Source organism: Nocardioides halotolerans DSM 19273 (assembly GCF_000422805.1).
Taxonomy (GTDB): domain Bacteria; phylum Actinomycetota; class Actinomycetes; order Propionibacteriales; family Nocardioidaceae; genus Nocardioides; species Nocardioides halotolerans.
The window spans coordinates 19,350-38,389 of record NZ_KE383923.1; the positions used below are offsets into that span (position 1 = coordinate 19,350).

Annotated in this window: 22 protein-coding genes; 13 read left to right on the top strand and 9 right to left on the bottom strand. The window is 73.5% G+C overall.

Going from position 1 to position 19,040, the window contains the following annotated elements:
* Positions 1-36: 36 nt before the first annotated feature.
* Positions 37-801, top strand: coding sequence for an NAD(P)H-binding protein (locus tag G514_RS26910; RefSeq protein WP_051247504.1), 765 nt, complete (start codon positions 37-39; stop codon positions 799-801).
* Here G514_RS26910 and G514_RS26915 read toward each other — a convergent pair.
* A complete protein-coding gene (locus G514_RS26915; RefSeq protein ID WP_169576444.1) occupies positions 789-1,556 on the bottom strand; it encodes a M15 family metallopeptidase in 768 nt (255 codons plus the stop codon). The genes G514_RS26910 and G514_RS26915 overlap by 13 nt on opposite strands.
* A 227-nt stretch (positions 1,557-1,783) precedes the next feature.
* On the opposite strand from G514_RS26915, the gene G514_RS0114780 reads away from it, so the two are divergent.
* Positions 1,784-2,620, top strand: a complete 837-nt coding sequence (locus G514_RS0114780; RefSeq protein ID WP_028652385.1) for a hypothetical protein — start codon at positions 1,784-1,786, stop codon at positions 2,618-2,620.
* On the opposite strand, the gene G514_RS0114785 is transcribed toward G514_RS0114780, so the two are convergent.
* Entirely contained in the window at positions 2,617-3,387 is a 771-nt protein-coding gene (locus G514_RS0114785; protein WP_028652386.1) for a hypothetical protein, read from the bottom strand. The two genes, G514_RS0114780 and G514_RS0114785, sit on opposite strands and share 4 nt — an antisense overlap.
* 36 nt (positions 3,388-3,423) lie before the next feature.
* Here G514_RS0114785 and G514_RS29335 point away from each other — a divergent pair, with 36 nt between their 5' ends.
* The 7 genes from G514_RS29335 (at position 3,424) to bioD (ending at position 9,011) form a co-directional block, all read left to right on the top strand.
* Positions 3,424-3,975, top strand: a complete 552-nt coding sequence (locus G514_RS29335) for a M23 family metallopeptidase (protein ID WP_028652387.1) — start codon at positions 3,424-3,426, stop codon at positions 3,973-3,975.
* Positions 3,972-4,268, top strand: a complete 297-nt coding sequence (locus tag G514_RS0114795) for a DUF2087 domain-containing protein (RefSeq protein WP_028652388.1) — start codon at positions 3,972-3,974, stop codon at positions 4,266-4,268. The genes G514_RS29335 and G514_RS0114795 overlap by 4 nt, the downstream gene beginning before the upstream one ends.
* On the top strand, positions 4,265-4,867 hold the full coding sequence (locus G514_RS0114800) for a pentapeptide repeat-containing protein (RefSeq protein ID WP_028652389.1): 603 nt from the start codon (positions 4,265-4,267) through the stop codon (positions 4,865-4,867). Before G514_RS0114795 ends, G514_RS0114800 begins: the two co-directional genes overlap by 4 nt.
* 26 nt (positions 4,868-4,893) lie before the next feature.
* Positions 4,894-5,970, top strand: coding sequence for a biotin synthase BioB (gene bioB / locus G514_RS0114805; RefSeq protein ID WP_028652390.1), 1,077 nt, complete (start codon positions 4,894-4,896; stop codon positions 5,968-5,970).
* 61 nt (positions 5,971-6,031) lie between these two features.
* Positions 6,032-7,246 (top strand): adenosylmethionine--8-amino-7-oxononanoate transaminase, encoded by a 1,215-nt coding sequence (locus tag G514_RS0114810; protein ID WP_425411449.1) that lies wholly within the window; start codon positions 6,032-6,034, stop codon positions 7,244-7,246.
* Complete coding sequence (locus G514_RS26925; RefSeq protein ID WP_036564957.1) at positions 7,243-8,361, top strand: 8-amino-7-oxononanoate synthase; 1,119 nt, start codon at positions 7,243-7,245, stop codon at positions 8,359-8,361. The genes G514_RS0114810 and G514_RS26925 overlap by 4 nt, the downstream gene beginning before the upstream one ends.
* Positions 8,358-9,011 carry a dethiobiotin synthase gene (gene bioD / locus G514_RS0114820; RefSeq protein ID WP_028652392.1) on the top strand — a complete coding sequence of 218 codons (654 nt, stop codon included), beginning with the start codon at positions 8,358-8,360 and terminating at the stop codon, positions 9,009-9,011. The genes G514_RS26925 and bioD overlap by 4 nt, the downstream gene beginning before the upstream one ends.
* On the opposite strand, the gene G514_RS0114825 is transcribed toward bioD, so the two are convergent.
* Positions 9,008-9,682 carry a hypothetical protein gene (locus tag G514_RS0114825; RefSeq protein ID WP_157544833.1) on the bottom strand — a complete coding sequence of 225 codons (675 nt, stop codon included), beginning with the start codon at positions 9,680-9,682 and terminating at the stop codon, positions 9,008-9,010. The genes bioD and G514_RS0114825 overlap by 4 nt on opposite strands.
* Positions 9,683-9,800: 118 nt before the next feature.
* On the opposite strand from G514_RS0114825, the gene G514_RS0114830 reads away from it, so the two are divergent.
* Entirely contained in the window at positions 9,801-10,520 is a 720-nt protein-coding gene (locus tag G514_RS0114830; protein ID WP_028652394.1) for a hypothetical protein, read from the top strand.
* 15 nt (positions 10,521-10,535) lie between these two features.
* Here the strand turns inward: G514_RS0114830 and G514_RS26930 are convergent, their stop codons facing one another.
* From G514_RS26930 to G514_RS0114850, 4 genes are all read right to left on the bottom strand, one after another.
* Complete coding sequence (locus G514_RS26930) at positions 10,536-10,922, bottom strand: VOC family protein (protein WP_036564961.1); 387 nt, start codon at positions 10,920-10,922, stop codon at positions 10,536-10,538.
* Positions 10,915-11,715: a MerR family transcriptional regulator gene (locus tag G514_RS29340; RefSeq protein ID WP_051247506.1), complete on the bottom strand. Its 801-nt coding sequence runs from the start codon at positions 11,713-11,715 to the stop codon at positions 10,915-10,917. Before G514_RS29340 ends, G514_RS26930 begins: the two co-directional genes overlap by 8 nt.
* A 62-nt stretch (positions 11,716-11,777) precedes the next feature.
* A complete protein-coding gene (locus G514_RS0114845; RefSeq protein ID WP_028652395.1) occupies positions 11,778-13,196 on the bottom strand; it encodes an amidase in 1,419 nt (472 codons plus the stop codon).
* A gap of 46 nt (positions 13,197-13,242) precedes the next feature.
* Entirely contained in the window at positions 13,243-13,794 is a 552-nt protein-coding gene (locus G514_RS0114850) for an NAD(P)H-dependent oxidoreductase (protein ID WP_028652396.1), read from the bottom strand.
* A gap of 132 nt (positions 13,795-13,926) precedes the next feature.
* Here G514_RS0114850 and G514_RS0114855 point away from each other — a divergent pair, with 132 nt between their 5' ends.
* Entirely contained in the window at positions 13,927-14,523 is a 597-nt protein-coding gene (locus tag G514_RS0114855; RefSeq protein WP_028652397.1) for a TetR/AcrR family transcriptional regulator, read from the top strand.
* Between the two features lie 73 nt (positions 14,524-14,596).
* On the opposite strand, the gene cimA is transcribed toward G514_RS0114855, so the two are convergent.
* Together cimA and G514_RS29345 are read right to left on the bottom strand one after the other, a co-directional pair.
* Positions 14,597-16,189, bottom strand: a complete 1,593-nt coding sequence (gene cimA / locus G514_RS0114860; protein ID WP_028652398.1) for a citramalate synthase — start codon at positions 16,187-16,189, stop codon at positions 14,597-14,599.
* A 151-nt stretch (positions 16,190-16,340) separates the two neighbouring features.
* Entirely contained in the window at positions 16,341-17,990 is a 1,650-nt protein-coding gene (locus tag G514_RS29345) for a serine/threonine-protein kinase (protein ID WP_169576446.1), read from the bottom strand.
* A 91-nt stretch (positions 17,991-18,081) separates the two neighbouring features.
* Between G514_RS29345 and G514_RS0114870 the strand changes: the two genes are divergently transcribed.
* Both G514_RS0114870 and G514_RS0114875 read left to right on the top strand, forming a co-directional pair.
* On the top strand, positions 18,082-18,708 hold the full coding sequence (locus tag G514_RS0114870) for an SRPBCC family protein (RefSeq protein WP_211222157.1): 627 nt from the start codon (positions 18,082-18,084) through the stop codon (positions 18,706-18,708).
* A gap of 6 nt (positions 18,709-18,714) precedes the next feature.
* Positions 18,715-19,038, top strand: coding sequence for an ArsR/SmtB family transcription factor (locus G514_RS0114875; protein ID WP_028652400.1), 324 nt, complete (start codon positions 18,715-18,717; stop codon positions 19,036-19,038).
* Positions 19,039-19,040: the final 2 nt, after the last annotated feature.

Below are 19,040 nucleotides of genomic sequence, written 5' to 3' on the forward strand. Positions count from 1 at the left end.
TGCTGTGGTGGCCCGTGACCGGCGGATGATCGGGGCATGACGCGCATCGCGGTGACCGGCGCCCGAGGTCGGCTCGGCGGCCAGGTCTGCTCCCTGCTGGACGGCCACGACGGTGTCGAGCCGGTGCCGCTGACCCGGTCGGTGGCCGACTACGACGACCGGCCCGCGCTCGCTCGCGCGTTCGCCGGCGTGGACACGCTGGTGCTGGTGAGCAGCGACGGCGAGTCCGACCGCGTGCTCCAGCACCACCTCAACGTCGTCGGGGCCGCCGCGGCCGAGGGGGTGGGTCACGTGGTGCTGCTGTCGAGCGTGGACGCCGACGGCGACTCGCCGTTCTGCTACGCCCGCGTCAACGCGCTGACCGAGGCCGCGCTCGCGGCGACCGACGTCGGGGTCACCGCCGTGCGGGCCTCGATCTTCTCGGAGTTCTTCGACTCGCTCGTCGGGCTGGCCGCCGTCGACGGCGAGATGCGGCTGCCCGCCGCCGACGGTCGCATCGGCCTGGTCTCGCGCCAGGACGTCGGCCGGGTGATGGCTGCCTGCGCGCTGGCGCCCGAGCCCGCGGCGTACGACGTCACGGGGCCGGCGTCGCTCTCGATGCACGAGGTCGCGGCCGCCCACGGGCTCACCTACGTGCCGGTGCCGGAGGCCGACTTCGCGGCCCACCTCGCGGGGCGGGAGACGCCCTGGTGGTCGTACGCGTACACCAGCATGTTCGCCTCGGTCCGCGAGCAGCGGTGGGACGTCGTCACCGACGTGGTGGCCGAGCTGACCGGGCAGCCCGCCGTTCAGCTCGGGTAGTCGCCGCCCGCGACGCCGAAGAACTCCTCGAGGGTCCGGACATCGGTCACCCTCAGCTCCCGCGCCAGCGGCCTGCCGACGTACCGCAGGTGCCAGGGCTCGGGCTGGTAGCCGGTGATCGCCGTCGTGTCGGGCTGGTAGCGCACCACGAACCCCCAGCGCCACGCGTTCCTCGCCAGCCACCGGCCGGCCGGCGTCCGCGCGAAGCACGCCTCGAAGTCGCAGCCCGGGTCGTCCGGCGTGATCAGGTCGACGGCGAGGCCGGTCTGGTGCTCGCTGTAGCCCGCCCGCGCCGAGCGCAGGTCGGCCTCCGCCTCGCCGCGGGCCGCTGCGGTGGCGGCGTGGACGCCCTGCTGGTAGCCGTAGGAGCGGAACGCACTGGCGATCTTCAACCCCAGCCCGCGCCGGTCGCTCGCGTCGAGCAACCGGCCGAGCGGGCGCGCTGCGGGCGGCGCGACCTGGTAGCCGCGCACGATGTCGAGCTCGGGCCTGAAGTCCGACGGCGTGATCGGGTGGGTCTTGTTGACGACCACCCAGATGCTGGTGGGGTCCGTCGTCGAGCGCGCCCCGCGGTCGAACGGCGGCCGGGTCGTCGCCGCGGCCGGCGGCGCCGTCTGCGGCACCTCGGTGACGTGGATCGGTCGGGGGTCGGCGGCCGCGCCGACGGGTGCGTCCGGCGTACGCCCGAGCCACACCGGCCCGCCGATCGCGACCACGCACGCCCCGACGCTGACCGCGACCAACGTCTTCCTCACACCACCCTGACTGGTGCGACGCTCCGGCAGGTTGCCCCGCGCGGCCAAGCCACCGGCCGCGGTCGCCTCCCAGCGCGGGCTTCAGAGGTTTCGAGACGGTTGCTGCGCAACCTCCTCAACCACCGGCGGGGCGGCCCCACGGTGGCTGAGGTGCGAGGGGTCCAGCGACGAGCCTCGAAGCCTCCGCAGCGAAGGCACCCGACCGGGCCGGTTCGTATCCTTGGCCGGTGTCCGTGCTCGAGCAGGTCGTCCTCGACGAGGCGACGTGGCGCGCTCGGGCGGCGGCGCACGAGGCGCGGGTCGACAGGCTGGTCGGTGACCACCTGGCCCGTCGGCGCGAAGGGCTGAAGCACCCCGTCCACGACTTCTTGTTCACCTACTACTCGTTCCGGCCTGCGCAGCTGCGCCGGTGGTGGCCCGGGTACGGCGTCGCGCTGGCCGGAGCAGGCGCGCCGGTCGCGCTGGACGACGTCGTCGCGCGGCGCGACCTGATCGACGGGATCCACGCGCTGCTGGTCGCCACCGCCGCCCGCGCCGCCAACTTCGGCTGCTTCGGCATGCACGAGTGGGCGATGGTCTACCGGCTCGGCGAGAGCGAGACCCGCCACGCGGCGTACCCGCTCCGTCTCGGCCTGGCCGGCACCGACGAGGTCGTCGAGTCGCACCGCATCGCGTGCTCGCACTTCGACGCCTACCGCTTCTTCACCGAGCCCGCCCGCCCGCTCAACACGATCAGCCCGGCCGCGCACGACCGGCCGGCGTTCGAGCAGCCGGCGTGCCTCCACGCCGGGATGGACCTCTACAAGCACGCGTTCCGGCTCTCGCCGCTCGTCCCGTCCGAGCTGGTCGCCGACTGCTTCGAGCTGGCTCGCGACATCCGGGTGCTCGACATGCGCGCGGCGCCGTACGACCTCGCCGGGCTCGGCTACGAGCCGGTGCGCATCGAGACGCCCGCGGGCAAGCAGCAGTACGCCGCAGCGCAGCGCGGGTTCGCCGAGCGCGGCGCTCCCCTGCGGCAGCGCCTGGTCGAGGAGTGCGAGCGGCTGCTCGCGGCAGCGTCCTAAGCTGCCGGCGTCGTCAGGCCGAAGCCGATCGACTCGGTGGCCCGGTCGCCGATCTTCAGGTCGAAGGTGACCTGCCCGTCGAGGGAGACGTCCCGCGCGTCAGGGAAGGCCAGCACGACGGGGCTGCTGGTGCCGGCGTCGACGGTCGCGGGACCCTGGCCCTGCGCGCCGTCGACGATCGCGTCGCCCGCGATGTAGATGCCCGGCTTCGGCGACAGCGGCACGTCGGAGGCGGTGATCGTGCACACGACCAGCAGGGTGCCGGTGCGCGGCTGGAGGTAGGCCCAGTCGGGCTTGACCTCGTAGAGGCCCGGTGACGTGATCGCCGGCTGGTCGGCCAGGTCGACCAGGAGGTCGTCGAGCTCGGTGCCGTTGACGGTGAAGTCGGCGAGCCTGCCGTCCTGGCCGCGCAGGTCCGACCAGGTCGCGCAGGAGTCCTCGGACGGCCCGGCGCAGGCCTTGAAGCCGCCGTCGACCGCCTCCACGCCGACCGGCTCACCGGGCGTGCCCGCGTCGTCGGCCGCGCGCGCCGACTCCTCGAGGTACGCCGCGTAGTCCTGGGCAGGCGAGCCCTCGGCCGCGATGTCGGTCTGCACCTTCGCGAGCTCGTCGACGTCGGCGCCGGTGATGGCCTCGAAGTAGGTCGTCAGCTGCGCGTGAGACGGCAGGCCGGACCCGCCGTCCGACTCGGGTTCGTCGTCGCTGCAGCCGGCCAGCGACCCGACGAGGGCGAGGAGGGCGAGCAGGAGCAGGGCACGGAACCTCACCCCAGCATCATGCCGGGGGTGTGTGAGAGTGGGGTCGTGCGCGCGTTCGGGGTGCTGGTGGCTCTGGCGGCGGTGCTCGGGCTGGGAGCGCCGCCCGCGCAGGCGATTGACCCCGACTGGGTCTTCTACTCCAGCGACCGCCACCACTACGCCTCGCCGTGGTACGCCGGAGCGCACCGGATCATGGTCCCGTTCGGCTGCAACAGCGCGCCCTACTACGACCACGACCCGCGCTGCCCGGGCGACCAGGGGTTCCACCACGGGCTCGACGTCGCGATGCCCTGCGGCACCAGGCTCTACGCCGCCCGCCGGGCCAAGGTGATCGACAACGCGAGCCTCGGGCCGGCGTACGGCGAGAACCCGGTGCTGCTCCGCAACCGCAAGCTCGGCTGGGACCTCGTGATCGGGCACACCCGCAAGGTCTTCGTGCGGCCGGGCGACACCGTGCACCGCGGCGACGTGTTCGCACGCGTGTCCGACAGCGGGGCGCCCGACGGCTGCCACCTGCACTTCGAGCAGCGCGCGGTCGCGGGCGGGCTCGCGACCGCCGTCTGGCCGCGCCCGCTGCTGGGGCTCGTGGCGCGATGAGCGACGCGGCGACCGGTCCGGTGTCCGACCCAGAGCGGGTGGCCCGCAACTTCTTCGCCGAGGACGGGACTCTGCACACGATCCCGAGCAAGCACGCGAAGCTGCTGGCCGTGCTCGACCGCCTGGCGCAGGAGTTCGTGCCCGGGCAGACCTACCCGGAGTCGGAGGTCAACGAGGTGCTCAACCGCTTCCACCCCGACCACGCCGCGCTGCGCCGCTACCTCGTCGAGAACGACTTCCTCACCCGCGAGGACGGCTGGTACTGGCGCAGCGGCGGGACGTTCGAGGTATGACGGAGATCCACGGCGAGGACTGGTACGCCGACGAGCTGGCCGACGTCCGTCACGAGGGCGTGCGGTTCGTGGAGGTCGACCTGACCGAGGCGAGCACCAAGGGCGCCACCTTCGAGGACTGCGTCTTCGACCGGTGCCGCCTCAACGCCTCGGTGCACGAGGCGACGGCGTTCGTCGGCTGCACGTTCACCAACACGAGCTTCTTCGACGCGACCCTCGACGGCTGCAAGCTGACGGGCTCGACGTTCGCCCGCTGCACCCTGAAGCCGATCACCGTGCGCGGCGGCCAGTGGCGCGGCGTGGTGCTGCGGGGCGCCGACCTCACCGGGCAGGACCTCAGCGGGGTCGACCTGCGGGACGCCGACCTGTCGATGGCGCTCCTGGTGGGGGCCACCCTCCGCGGGGCGAACCTCGGCGGGGCGAACCTCGGCGGCGTCGAGCTGCGCGAGGCCGACCTGACCGGCGCGGACCTTCGCGGGGCCGACCTCGGTGGGAGCGACCTCGGTGCGGCGACGCTGACCGGCGCGCGGGTGGACCTGGCCGGCGCGGTGCTGCTCGCCGAGCTCACCGGCGCGGTGGTGGACGTCCCGGAGGGCTGACCCGCGGCGTACGGCAAACTGCGGGCATGACGTCGTCGTACTTCGACCAGCTGGCCGACTCGGTGCTCGACGGGAAGCCGGCGACCGAGGACGACGCGCTCGCGGTGCTGCGGGCGCACGACGACGAGCTGCTCGACGTGGTCGCGGCCGCGGGCCGGCTGCGCCGCGAGCACTTCGGCAACACCGTCAAGGTCAACTACCTCGTCAACCTCAAGTCGGGGCTGTGCCCGGAGAACTGCAACTACTGCAGCCAGGCGCTGGGCTCGACCGCCGACATCCTCAAGTACAAGTGGCTGAGCACCGAGGAGGCGCTTGAGCAGGCCGCCGCCGGGCTCAAGGGCGGCGCGACCCGGGTCTGCATGGTCTCCAGCGGCCGCGGCCCGACCCACAAGGACGTCGAGCGGGTCGCCGACATGGTCGGCTCGATCAAGGCCGAGCACCCCGAGGTCGAGATCTGCGCCTGCCTCGGGCTGCTCAAGGACGGTCAGGCCGAGCGGCTCCGCGAGGCCGGGGTCGACGCCTACAACCACAACATCAACACCGCCGAGTCCCACCACGACCAGATCGTGCAGACCCACACGTACGCCGACCGCGTCGACACCGTCGAGAAGGTCAAGACCGCCGGCCTCTCGCCCTGCAGCGGCCTGATCGCCGGGCTCGGCGAGACCGACGAGCAGCTGGTCGAGGCGCTCTTCGCGCTCAGGGCCCTCGACTCCGACTCGATCCCCGTCAACTTCCTGATGCCCTTCGACGGCACGCCGTACGAGAACGTCTGGGACCTCACGCCGATGCGCTGCGTCAAGATCCTGGCGATGGCGCGGTTCGTCTGCCCCGACAAGGAGATCCGGATCGCCGGTGGCCGCGAGATGCACCTGCGGACGCTGCAGGGACTGGCGCTGCAGGTCGCGAACTCGATCTTCCTCGGCGACTACCTCACCTCGGAGGGACAGGCCGCCGAGGCCGACCTCGAGCTGATCCGCGACCACGGGTTCACGGTCCTCGGGGCGCCCGGCCCCGGCGCGCCCGGCGGCGCCGGCGACACCAGGCACGACCCGGCCAAGCGCCGCCGCGGCGCGGGCACCGCCGTCGCCCCGAATGCCTGACCGCTCCCCCGACGCGCTGCTCGCCTACGACCGCGAGCACGTCTGGCACCCCTACACGTCGATGACCGAGCCGACGCCGGTGCGGCTGGTCGAGTCGGCCTCCGGCGTACGCCTGCGCCTCCACGACGGCACCGAGCTCGTCGACGGCATGTCGTCCTGGTGGGCGGCGATCCACGGGTACGCCGTGCCGGAGCTCGACGACGCCCTGCGCCGCCAGCTCGGCGACATGGCGCACGTGATGTTCGGCGGCCTCACCCACGCCCCGGCGGTCCGGCTCGCCGAGCGGCTGGTCGACCTCGCGCCCGACGGGCTCCAGCACGTCTTCCTCGCCGACTCCGGGTCGGTGAGCGTCGAGGTCGCGCTCAAGATGGTGCTGCAGCACCAGCGCGGGCTCGGTCGCCCTGAGCGGACCCGGATGCTCACCGTGCGCGGCGGCTACCACGGCGACACGTTCGGCTGCATGAGCGTCTGCGACCCCGTGGGCGGGATGCACTCGATGTTCAGCGAGGTGCTGCCGCAGCAGGTGTTCGCGCCGAGGCCGCCCGCGCCGGGCGGCGATGTCGCCGCCTGGGAGCGCGAGCTCCGCGCGATCGCGCACGAGCGGTCGTCGGAGCTCGCCGGCATCGTCGTCGAGCCGCTGCTCCAGGGCGCTGGCGGCATGCACGTCTACGACGCCGCGTGCCTGCGGGTCCTGCGCGAGGTCGCCGACGAGCACGGCCTGGTGCTGGTCCTCGACGAGATCGCCACCGGCTTCGGCCGGACCGGCACGTTCTTCGCGGCCGAGGCCGCGGGCGTCGTGCCGGACGTCATGTGCGTCGGCAAGGCGCTCACCGGCGGCTACCTCTCGCTCGCCGCGGTGCTCTGCACCGGCGAGGTCGCGCGCGGCCTGTCCGCGTCGGAGTCGGGCGTGCTGATGCACGGGCCGACCTACATGGGCAACCCGCTCGCCTGCGCGGTCGCCCTCGCGAGCCTCGACCTGCTGGAGTCGAGCGACTGGCGCGCGAACGTCGCGCGCGTGGGCGCCGCGCTCGACGCCGGCCTGGTGCCGCTCCGCGGCCTGCCGCGAGTCGCAGACGTGCGCACGATCGGCGCCGTCGGCGTCGTGCAGCTCGACCACCCGGTCGACGTGGTCAAGGCGTCCGACGCCGCGGTCGAGGGGGGCGTGTGGCTGCGCCCGTTCCGCGACCTGATCTACACGATGCCGCCCTACGTCACGACCGACGACGACGTCGCCCGGATCTGCGCAGCGATCGCGCGAGCGGTGGCCGTGGCATGACGTGGCCGGAGTGGCTGGCGCAGCAGGCCGCGCTGCGCGAGCACGCCGGGCTGCGCCGCGAGCTGCGGCCCCGGCCGGCCGACGACGGCTTCGTCGACCTCGCGGGCAACGACTACCTCGGCCTCTCCCAGCACCCCGTCGTCCGGGCCGCGGCCGCCGAGGCCGCCGTGACGTGGGGCGCCGGCGCCGGCGCCTCGCGCCTGGTCACCGGCGCGCTCGAGCTGCACCGCGAGCTCGAGACCGAGCTCGCGGCGTACGCCTGGCGGCCGTCCGCGCTGCTCTTCTCGACCGGGTACGCCGCCAACCTCGGGGTGCTCCAGGCGCTCGGCGGGCGTGATGCCTTCGTGGTCTCCGACGCCCACGTGCACGCGTCGCTGATCGACGCGGTGCGGGTCTCGCGCACGCCCTACCAGGTGGCGGCGCACAACGACTGGCGCGCCGTCGACGCCGCCCTCGACCAGGCCGACGGGCGGCGGGCGCTGGTGCTGGTGGAGTCGGTCTACTCCGTGCTCGGCGACGAGGCCCCTCTCTCCCGGCTCGCCCACGTGTGCGACGACCGCGGTGCGCTGCTGGTCGTCGACGAGGCGCACGCGCTCGGCGTGCTGCGCGCCGGCCTGGTCCACGCCGCCGGCCTCGGGGGCGAGGGCTTCGTGGTCAGCACCGCGACGCTGTCGAAGGCCTTCGGCAGCCAGGGCGGCGTCGTGCTCGGCTCGCAGGCCGTCATCGACCAGCTGGTCAACACCGCCCGGTCGTTCATCTACGACACCGGCCTGGCGCCGGCGGCGACGGCCGCCGCCCTGGCCGCTCTGCGCATCGTGCGCGACGAGCCGCAGATCACCGACCTGGTCGAGCTGCGGGTCGCCGACCTCGCCGCCGCGCTGGGCGTGGCACGGCCGGACGCCGCCGTCCTCTCGGTGCCGATGCCGAGCCCGCAGGCCGCCGTCACCGCCCAGGCCGCGGCTCGGGCGCACGGCGTGCTGGTCGGCTGCTTCCGCCCGCCGTCGGTGCCCGACGGGATCTCCCGGCTCCGCGTCACGGTCAACGCCGGCGTCCCCGAGCCCGACTGGGCCCGGGCGGTCGACGTCCTCGTGTCGGTGGTCAAGGAGCACGGGTGATCACCGTCGTCACCGGCACCTCGACGGGGGTCGGCAAGACGGTCGCGACCGCGGCGCTGGCGGTCACCTCGCCGGGCTCGGTGCTGGTGGTGAAGCCCGTGCAGACCGGGGCGCGCGACGGCGACTCCGACGCCCGCGAGGTCGGCCGGCTGGCCGGCGTCGACACCGTGGAGTGGACCGTGCTCGACGAGCCGCTCGCGCCCGACACGGCCGCACGCCGCCAGGGCGTCGAGATACCGCTCGTGGCGTCGTACGCCGCCCGCCTCCGCGGCCTCCTGCAGGACAGCGTGCTCGTCGAGGGCGCCGGCGGGCTGCTGGTCCGGCTGGACGCCGCCGGCGGCACGCTCCTCGACCTGGCGTCCGACCTCGGCACCGTGGCCGAGATCGACGTCGTCGTCGTCGTGGCGGCCGGCCTGGGCACCCTCAACCACACGGAGCTGACCGTCGACGCGCTGCGCGCGCGAGGCCTGGCCGTGCGGGGCCTGGTGGTCGGCTCCTGGCCCGCCGAGCCGGGTCTCGCGGAGCGGTGCAACCTCGAGGACCTCGCGCGGGTCGCGCCCGTCCTGGCGGTCATCCCGGAGGGTGCGGGCGCGCTGTCGCGGGAGGAGTTCGTCGCCGCGGCGCCGGGGTGGTTCGCGCAGGTGCGTTAGCCGCGGCGCACGACGGCGTACGGCGAGCAGCTGCGCGCCACCAGGTCTGAGCCCTCGAAGCAGACCATGACCTTGGTGCGACCGTGCGGCGCGCGCTTCCACGGCAGCTTCACGAACGCCGCGCCGCGGGCGACCACTGCCGAGCCGAGGACCTTGAGCCGGCCGTCCTTCTTCTTGTACGCCGTGACCGTCCCGCCGTCGGTGGACGCCGGCCGCTCGGTGGACATGAACGAGATCGCGGCCCAGACGAGCCGCCTCTTGGTCGGGGCGGGGTGGACCCGGCGCACGTCGAGCCGCAGGGCGGCGTCGATCTTGCGGACCAGGACCGGCGTGCCCATGAAGTCGGCGGTGTCGAGGCCCGAGTGGCCGACGACGTGGGGCTGGAGCTGGTGCCCGATGTCGGCGGTCTCGACGAGGTAGTCGCGCGCGGTCGCGCCGGCGACCGGCACGCCGTCGCGCAGCCACTGGAAGTCGTAGGACTCCGGCGGTGAGGTCCAGGCGCCGAGGTCGGCGGTGAGGTAGGCGCCGGGCACCGGCACGCCCTGCGTCGGGCTGTGACCGACGGCGACGAACGGCGGCGCACCCGCACCAGCGGGGGCCGAGGACGCCAGGAGACCCGCGACCAGCGCGAGCGCCAGCCACGCGGCGACACGAGTGAGCACCCGAGTCACGACGACCCCCCTGCAGATCCGCGGACCGCAGAAGCCTACCGAAGCGGCGCGGCGGACCGTGGTAGCGAGAGCCGTGGCGTCGTACTGTGCTCCCGCTGACGGAGAGACGAGGGAGACCATGGGGTTCGGAGACAGCCTGAAGAAGTGGGCGACGTCCAAGGCGACGGAGATGCTGACGGCCGACAGCGACAAGCGCGAGAGCGCCGCGGCGTCCGCCGACGCCGCCGAGTCGCAGGCCCGCAGCGACCTCGGCGAGACGCTGCTGCGCACGGCGTTCCCCAAGCTCGGCGAGCTCGCCGACAAGCAGGAGGCCGACCGGGTGGCCCGCGAGGAGGCCGAGGAGCAGGAGCGCCGCGAGGAGATCCTGTCGATGCCGCTCGCGAGCGTGCAGCTGTCGGTGACCGGGCACGTCACCGACAACTGGTCGGGCCAGCTGCACTGGTCGTGGAACGACGTCTCCCCCAACGAGCCCGACCCCACCGACCCCTACGCCGACAAGCCGCTGGCGTGGTTCGAGCTGTTCGCCGAGGACACCGCGCGCCCCGACCTGGGCGGGATGCTCCTCACCCACTGGAGCTTCCAGCTCCCGGGCTACCACGGCGACGGCACCTACGACCTCTCGGCGATCGCCCAGGAGCGCGAGGCTGCGGGCGCGGCGCTCGACTACCTCGAGTGGTCGATGGACTTCGCGAACGCCGACGACGCGTCGTTCTACTTCTACTCCGGCTCCGGGCCGTCGTCGGTGACGGTGTCGGAGGGCGGGAAGAAGCTCGCGGTGGTGATGTCGATGTCCGGCGCGCTCGGCGACCTCACGGCCACGGCGACGATCACCCGCTGACCCCGACCGCTCGGCTCAGGTCAGCGGCTGGTTGACGAACCAGCGGTGGCCGAACGGGTCGCGGAAGACCGCCACGCGGCCGGCGGGCGGGCTGTCCTCCGGCCCGCGGTCGAGCGTGACGCCGTGCTGCTGCACCCGCGCAGCGACGGCATCGCAGTCGTCGACGGTGAGGTGGAGGCTGACGCTGGCGCCGCGGGCCCTGTCCGGCGGCGCGACCCCCGCCGACTCGAACTCGTCGGACATCATCCAGCGCGCGCCGGCGACGGTGAGCTCGCAGTGACCGACCCTGCCGTCGTCCATCACGATCGGCTCGTAGGTCACCTCGGCGCCCAGCGCCGCGACGTACCACTCGATCGCGGCGCGGCTGTCGTCGACGCAGAGGTACGGCGTCAGCTCACTCATCGATCTCCTCCGCGCTCTCGATCGGCTGCATGAACGACCACAGTCCACCCTCGGGGTCGCGGGCGCCGTACTCGCGGACGCCGTAGGGCATGTCCCTGGGCTCGTAGGCGATCTCGGCGCCCCACGCCGCGGTCCGCGCGTGGTGGGCCTCGACGTCGTCCACGTCGATGGCGACGCAGTGGGTCGACGAGCCCGTCGTCGCCGGGCTGGCCAGTCGGTGTCGCGGCGACTCGTGGTGCATCCAGATCCGGCCGTCACCCACGAAGACCTCGGCGTGCACCGCCTTCCCCGTTCCGTGCTTGGTGACCGGTCCTGGTGCGAAGCCGAACGCCTCGACGAGGAACCGCTGCATGGCCTCCACGTCGCGGTAGACGAGCAGCGTCAGGCGACGGACGGCCACCGGCTCGTCGCCCAGCCCGGCGAGCAGGTCGAGGAGCTCGGTCGGGGTCGGCCCGGCGCCCTCGAGGAGCCGCGCCTCGACGGCGCGGACCCGCTCCCGCTCGCGGGCGGTCTGCGCGAGGCGGGTGTCGAGGTCGGCGAGGTGCCGACGGGCGATCGCGAGCAGGTCGACCTGGTCCGGTGCGACCTCGGCCACCAGCGTGCCGAGCGACCTCTGGAGCCGGATCCGGTAGAGCCGGTCGAGCGTGCCCGCGTCGTAGGACCGCCGGCCTCCGTCGGTGCGCGCGGGTGCGAGCAGCCCCAGATCCTCGTAGTAGCGCAGGGTGCGCTGGGTCAGGCCGGTGCGGGCGGCGACCTCGCCGATGGTGAGCGCGGTCGGTCGGTCGGTGGGCATGCCTCGACGCTAGGTCCTGACGTGGCGTGAGGTGCAAGAGCGAGATTGTGCGGCCGCCGGCGTCACCAGCCCGGCGGTCGCCGGTCGTGCCACGGCGCGGCCGCCTCGAGCTGGGCGCACAGGCCGAGCAGCAGCTCCTCCTCGGCCGGCCGGGCCGCGAGCATCACGCCGACCGGCAGCCCGTCGTCGGTCCACCCCAGCGGCAGGGAGGCTGCCGGCATGCCAGTGACGTTCCAGGCGCTGGTCCACGGCGTGAACCGCTTCTGGTTCTCGAAGTCGGCCGCAGGGTCGTCGTCGTCCCGGATCGCACCCACCGGCAGCGGCGGCGCGGCCAGGGTCGGCGTGAGCACGGCGTCGTACGCCGCCAGGGCGGTGAGCGCGGCCGCCGCCACCCGGCGCAGCTCGCCGATCGCGAAGCCGAAGTCCGGCCCGCTGACCGCCCGTCCCCGCTCGGTGAGCCAGCGGGTCAGCGGCCGCAGCAGGTGCTCCTGCTCCGGCGGCACGGGCGACATCGCGGTGAGCACCGACCAGCAGGTCTCGAAGACCGGCACGGCCTCGCGCGGCAGCGGGACGGGAACGTCCACGACCTCGTGACCAAGCGACTCCAGGAGCCGTGAGACGTCCACAACCGCGTCGAGACAAGCCTTGTCCACAGGCGCGTCGAGGAGCACCGGCTCGGTGAATCGCGCCACCCGAAGATGGCCGGGATCGCGGTCGCAGGCCGCGAGGAACGTGCCTCCAGGAGGTGGTGCCCAGGACGGATCCCCCACCCGACGACCGGCGAGCTCGTCGAGCATCGCCGCCGCGTCGCGCACGGTCCGGGCGATCGGCCCGGCCGTCGCCAAACCCACCGGGTCGCCGTACACGGGGTGACCGCTGATCCGCCCTCTCGAGGGCTTGAGCCCGACCAGCCCGCAGCACGAGGCCGGGATCCGGATGGAGCCACCGCCGTCCGAGCCCTGCGCCATGGGCACCAACCCGGCCGCCACCGCCGCGGCCGCGCCGCCGGACGAGCCGCCCGCCATCCGCGACCGGTCCCACGGCGTGACCGACGCGGGCCGGCCCTCGGGCTCGGTGTAGCAGGGCGAGCCGAACTCCGGCGTCGCCGTCTTGCCGAGGCTGACCATGCCGGCGCCCTCGAGCGCCAGGGTGACGCCGTCAGAGACGTCTGGCACGAAGTCGGCGTAGACCGGCGACCCGAAGGTCGTGCGGACGCCCTGGGTCAGGTTGAGATCCTTGATGGCCGTCGGCACGCCGTAGAGCGGCGAGCGCGCGTCGGGCTCCAGGGTCTCGAGCCGGCCGGCGCGGGCGAGCGCGAGCTCGTCGGTGAGCGTGACGAACGCGCCCACCGTCGTCGACGGGTCGTCGTCGACGCGGTGGGCGCGTTCGAGGTAGTGCTCGGCAAGCTCGAGGGGCGACACCTCGCGCCGCCGCACCAGCTCGCCCTGCTCGAGGGCGGTCAGGTCGTGCAGCTCGGCCACCCGTCGAACCTAGCCGCGAGGCTTGGTCAGGTGAGTCCGGGGACCCTCAGGCGGCCACCGTCTCCTGCTTGAAGTCCACGAGACGGGCCACGGCGCTGTGCAGCTTGCCGAGGACCTCGGGGTCGGAGAGGACGTCCACGTCGATCGACGACTGCGAGACCGTCACGTCCTCGACGACGACCGCCCCCGCGATGGTGGCGGAGCGGAGGGCGTCGGCGTGCGACCACTTGCCGCCGTACGGCGTGGGCGTGGTGCCGACGACGCCGAACGGCTTGCCGGTCAGGGCGCCCTGGCCGTAGGGGCGCGACAGCCAGTCGATCGCGTTGTTGAGGACCGCCGGCATGGTGCCGTTGTACTCCGGCGTGACGGCGAGGACGCGGTCGGCGCCGGCCACCCGCGCGCGGAAGGCGGTGGCGGTCTCCGGGGCGTCCGCCTCGTTGTCGATGTCCTCGTTGTAGAACGGCAGGCGCTCGAGCCCGTCGACGAGGTCGAGGGTGACGCCCTCGGGCGCCTGGTCACGCAGCAGCTCGGCGAGCCTGCGGTTCACGGAGTCGGCGCGGAGGCTTCCGACAAGGACGGCGACGCGGGTCTGGGACATGGGTGCTCCTGTGGAGTCCGGTTGGATCGGTCCCCGGTGAAACCGGACCACGGTCCGCTTATATTCCGGCAGAAGGAACCTCGGCGAGTGGTCTGGACCACGGCGGGACCGCTCCTACAGTTGCCCTCACTGATGAGCGAGCGGCCCCTGCTTCCGTTGCTCGGGGACGCAGCCCCCGAGCGGCGCGACGCTGCTCGCAACCGCGAGGCCCTGCTCGTCGCGGCCCAGGAGATCATCGAGACCTGCGGCATCGACGGCGTCACGATGGACGGTGTCGCCGCGCGCGCCGGGGTGGGCAAGGGGACCGTGTTCCGCCGGTTCGGGTCGCGCGAGGGGCTGATGGCGGCCCTGCTGAACTTCTCCGAGACCGAGTGGCAGGCCTCGGTCATCTCCGGCCCGCCCCCTCTCGGTCCGGGAGCGCCGCCGATGGAGCGGCTGCTGGCGTTCGGGCGCTCGCGGCTCGAGACCACGCTCCGGTTCGCCGACCTGATCCGGGCGGCGGGCGCGGCCGGGACGCGGAGCTACGCGGCGTACTCCTTCGTCGCCATGCACGTGCGCTACCTGATGGGCGAGATCGGGGTGACCGGCGACATCGCGCTCTTGGCCACGGCCCTGCTGGCACCCCTCGAGGTGCCGATCCTGGAGCAGCAGGTGCAGATCGAGGGCATGGACCTCGACCGCATCCACGTGGCCTGGGTCGACCTGGCCCACCGGATCACCCAGCACTGAGCTTTCGGAAGGCTCCCGGCACTGAGCTCAGCACTGGGCTACCGACACCCGGCCCCAGACCGGATCGAGCGCGTCAGGCCCCGTGGCGGCGCAGCCCGAAGGTGAGCCCGTCGACCAGGGCGCCCCACGACGCCTCGATCACGTTGTGACCCACGCCGACGGTGACCCACGACGACTCCCCGTCGGAGGTCTCGATCAGCACCCGCGTGATCGCGTCGGTGCCGTGACCCTGGTCGAGGATGCGCACCTTGTAGTCGATGAGCTCGAACTTCACGACCTCGGGGAACGCCTGGCCGATCGCCTTGCGCAGCGCCTGGTCGAGCGCGTTGACCGGCCCGTTCCCCTCCCCGGTCACGACGTGCCGCTCGCCCTGCGCCTTGAGCTTGACCGTCGCCTCGGAGACCGCCTCCTCCCCCACCTCGCGGTGGTCGAGGGTCTCGGTGATCACCCGCCATGACTCGACGTCGAAGTACGACGGGCGCCGGCCCGACACCATCTCCTCGAGGAGCAGCTCGAAGGAGGCGTCCGCGGCCTCGAAGGTGTAGCCGGTGGCCTCGAGCTCCTTGACCCGGGCGGTGACCCGGGTGAGCAGCTCCTTGTCGGAGCCGAGGTCGTAGCCGAGCTCGCGGCCCTTGAGCTCGATCGAGGCGCGGCCGGCCATGTCGGAGACCAGGAGGCGCATGTCGTTGCCTACGTGCACGGGGTCGGTGTGCTGGTAGAGGTCGGGGTCGACCTTGATCGCGCTCGCGTGCAGCCCGGCCTTGTGCGCGAAGGCCGACGTCCCAACGTAGGGCTGGCGCGAGGCGGGCGGGACGTTGGTGACGTCGGCGACCGCGTGCGCGATCCGCGTCGCGTCCTTGAGGAAGCCGGGCGGCAGCACCGCGCGGTCGAGCTTGAGCTCGAGGTTCGCGACCACGGAGACCAGGTCGGCGTTGCCGGTGCGCTCGCCGTAGCCGTTGATGCAGCCCTGCACGTGGCTGGCGCCGGCCTCGATGGCCGCCAGCGAGTTCGCGACCGCGCAGCCGCTGTCGTTGTGGGCGTGGATGCCGACCCGGACGCCGGTGGTGTCGATCACGTCGTGCACCACGTCGGACACCCAGTCGGGCAGCATGCCGCCGTTGGTGTCGCACAGGGCGACGACCTCGGCGCCGGCGTCGTACGCCGTGCGGAGCACCTCGAGCGCGTAGTCGCGGTTGGCGCGATAGCCGTCGAAGAAGTGCTCGGCGTCGAGGAACACCTGCTGCCCCTCCGCCCGCAGGTGCGCGACCGTGTCGCGGACCATGGCGAGGTTCTCCTCCAGCGTGGTCCGCAGCGCGAGGTCGACGTGCCGGTCGTGGGACTTCGCGACGAGGGTGACGACCGCCGCCCCGCTGTCGCGCAGCGCCGCGACCTGCGGGTCATCGGCGGCGGCGACGCCCGCCTTGCGCGTCGAGCCGAACGCCGCGAGCCTGGCGTGCTTGAGGTCGAGCTCGGCCCGCGCGCGCCGGAAGAACTCGGTGTCCTTGGGGTTCGCTCCCGGCCAGCCGCCCTCGATGTAGCCCACCCCGAGGCCGTCGAGCTGCTTGGCGATCGTGAGCTTGTCGGCGACCGAGAGGTTGAGACCCTCCTGCTGCGCGCCGTCGCGCAGGGTGGTGTCGTAGACGTGGAAGGCGCCGTGCAGGTCCATCGGGTCACTTTCGGCAGGGTTCGGGCAACAAAAAAACCCCTCGGAGTACGAGAGGCTGCGCGTCGACGGTCGTCGACGCGCTAGAAAATGATGCGGTGCCAGATCGGGGTGGCGCAGCAGCTCATGGCGGACAGTGTGCCACCCGCGGCGGTCACTGTCCGGTGGTCGGTCCGCTCAGTGGACGGTCCGTGCCGGGCGCCCACGACGTGCCGCGCGACTCGGCCAGCCCGCCGAGACCGGTGGCCAGGACCAGCAGGACGAAGGTGACCGCGAGCCACGGCTTCCACCGACGCGACGCTGGGTTCACCACGCGCGACAGCGGCGAGCGCACCCGGGAGCCGCCGGGCCCGGTCCACACCGCGACCGCGAAGATCGTGCCGCAGACGAACAGCGTGACGGTCTCGCCGGCGACGAAGGCGTAGCACAGCAGCGCCCCGGCGACGGCCAGCCCCGCGCTCCACAGGACGAGCATCGTCGTGCCCGCGGCGGTGCGCAGCAGCTCCCAGGGAGTCCGCACCAGGACCTGCGCGCCGTCGTACCACTTCGGCCCGCGCTGACGTCGGCGGTCGACGGCGCCACTGGCCGCGAGCGAGCCGGTGCGCAGCAGCCAGACGGCCAGCAGGAGCGCGACGGAGCCGTACCACGGGTAGGCCGCCACGACTCCTCCGCAGAGCAGCGCGCCGACCCCGAGGAGGGTGGCCCGCCGCGCGCGCTCGGCGAACGGTGCCCGGCCCTGCTCGACCGGGAGCGGTCGTGCCGCGGGAGGCGTGCGCGGGTCGCGCTCGAGCACGGTCTGGTGCTCGGTGAGCAGCTTGGTGCCGTCAACCCCGACCGGTGCCGCGCCGGGCAGCACGTCGGTCGCACGGGCCTCGGGCGCGACCTGCGCGGCGGCGTAGGGCAGCGTCAGCCTGTCGGGCGAGGGCGGCGCCGGCACGGGCTCCCGGCGGGGCCTGGGCGCGACCTGGGGTCGCAGCCAGCCGAGGATGGCGTCGAGCGTGGGTCGCCGCGCCGCCTCGGGGTCGAGGCAGTCGGCGAGGAGGTCGCGCAACGGCGACGGGATGCCGGAGAGGTCGTGCTCGCCCCGGCGGACGCGGTCCATGATCGCCATCGACGGGCCGCGGCCGAACGGCGGCTTGCCGGTCGCGGCGAAGGCGACCGTCGCCGCCCACGAGTGCACGTCGGAGGCGGTGGTGGCGTCGTCGCCGTACAGGATCTCGGGCGCGAGGTAGCCCGGCGTCCCGAGCAGCCAGCCGGTATGGGTCAGCTTCGGGTCGTCGGCGACCCGGGCCAAGCCGAAGTCGATGAGGATGGGCGTGCGCCCCTCCATCAGCACGTTGGACGGCTTCACGTCACGGTGCAGGACGCCCACGGCGTGCACCGACGCGAGGCCCTCGGCGAGGCAGGCGGCGAACCACGTGAGGTCCGTGCCCTCGATGGGGCCCTCCTCGTGGACGTAGTCGTGCAGCGAGAGCCCCGGCACGTAGCGGGTCGCGACGTAGGGGACGACGGCCCAGGGGTCGGCGTCCACGATCTCGGCGACCCACTTGCTCCTGATCCGGCGCAGCGACCCGACCTCGCGCTCCAGCCGGCGCCGGGCCTCGTCGTCACCGACGATGTGCGGGCGCAGCACCTTGAGCGCCACCCGGGCACCCTCGCCGCGACGGGCCAGGTGGACCACACCCATGCCGCCCTCGCCGATCTTGGTGAGCAGGGTGTAGCCGCCCACGGTCCTCGACGGAGGCGACGGCGCAGCGGCCGCGGCGGGCGTGCCTCGCGCCGGCGTCCGCGGCGTGCTGGTCACGCTGATCAGACTAGATGCCGGCCCCACGGGTTCCCGGACGACGAGGCCGGTGCGCTTGACCTCACCGCCGGCGTCCGGCAACATCATATCAATGACTACTGATATGTGGAGCGGCTTCGGACCCTCAGTCCGCAGCCTGCGCAGCGACACCCGTGACGGCGACGAGGTTCGGGTCCTCGTGCTGGAGAAGGCCTACGACGCCCCGCGAGCCGACGTGTGGGACGCGGTGACGTCCGCCGAGCGCGTCTCCCGCTGGCTCGGGCCGCTCTCCGGCGACCTCGTGCTCGGCGGCCGGTTCCAGGTCGAGGGCAACGCCGGCGGCACGGTCCTGCAGTGCGCCGAGCCGGAGCTCCTCGAGATCACCTGGGAGTTCGGCGGCGACACCACCTGGGTGCTGCTCACCCTCGCCGACGACGGCTCCGGCACCCGGCTGCGACTCGAGCACGCGGCCCGCGTCGACCAGGTCAAGTACGGCGAGTTCGGGCCCGGCGCCGTCGGGATCGGCTGGGAGATGGCCTTCGGCGGCCTCACCAAGCACCTCGCCGACCCGGCCTGGTCGCCCGGCACGCCCGACTGGACCGATCCCGGCTATCCGGCGTTCGTGCGCGAGTCCGGCGACGCCTGGGCCGCCGCGGCCGTCGCCGCGGGCGAGGACGAGGCGCAGGCGCGCGCTGCGGCCGAGCGGTGCTTCACGGCGTACACGACGCTGCCCGAGTAGCCAGCCGTGCACGCCTTCGACGTCCTCGGCGACCCGGTCCGCCGGCGGATCCTCGAGCTCCTCGCCGGAGGTGAGCAGTCCTCCGGCGAGGTGGTCGAGGTGATCTCGCGGGAGTTCGGGATCGGGCAGCCCGCGGTGTCGATGCAGCTCAAGGTGCTGCGCGAGAGCGGGTTCGCCTCCGTGCGCGCCGCGGGTCGGCGACGGCTCTACGCGATCGACTCGGCGCCGCTGGCGCAGGTCGACGCGTGGCTGGCGCCGTTCCGGAGGTTCTGGGAGCAGCGGCTCGACGCGCTGGAGACCGAGCTGCGTCGCGGTCGGCGCGGCGGCTGAAT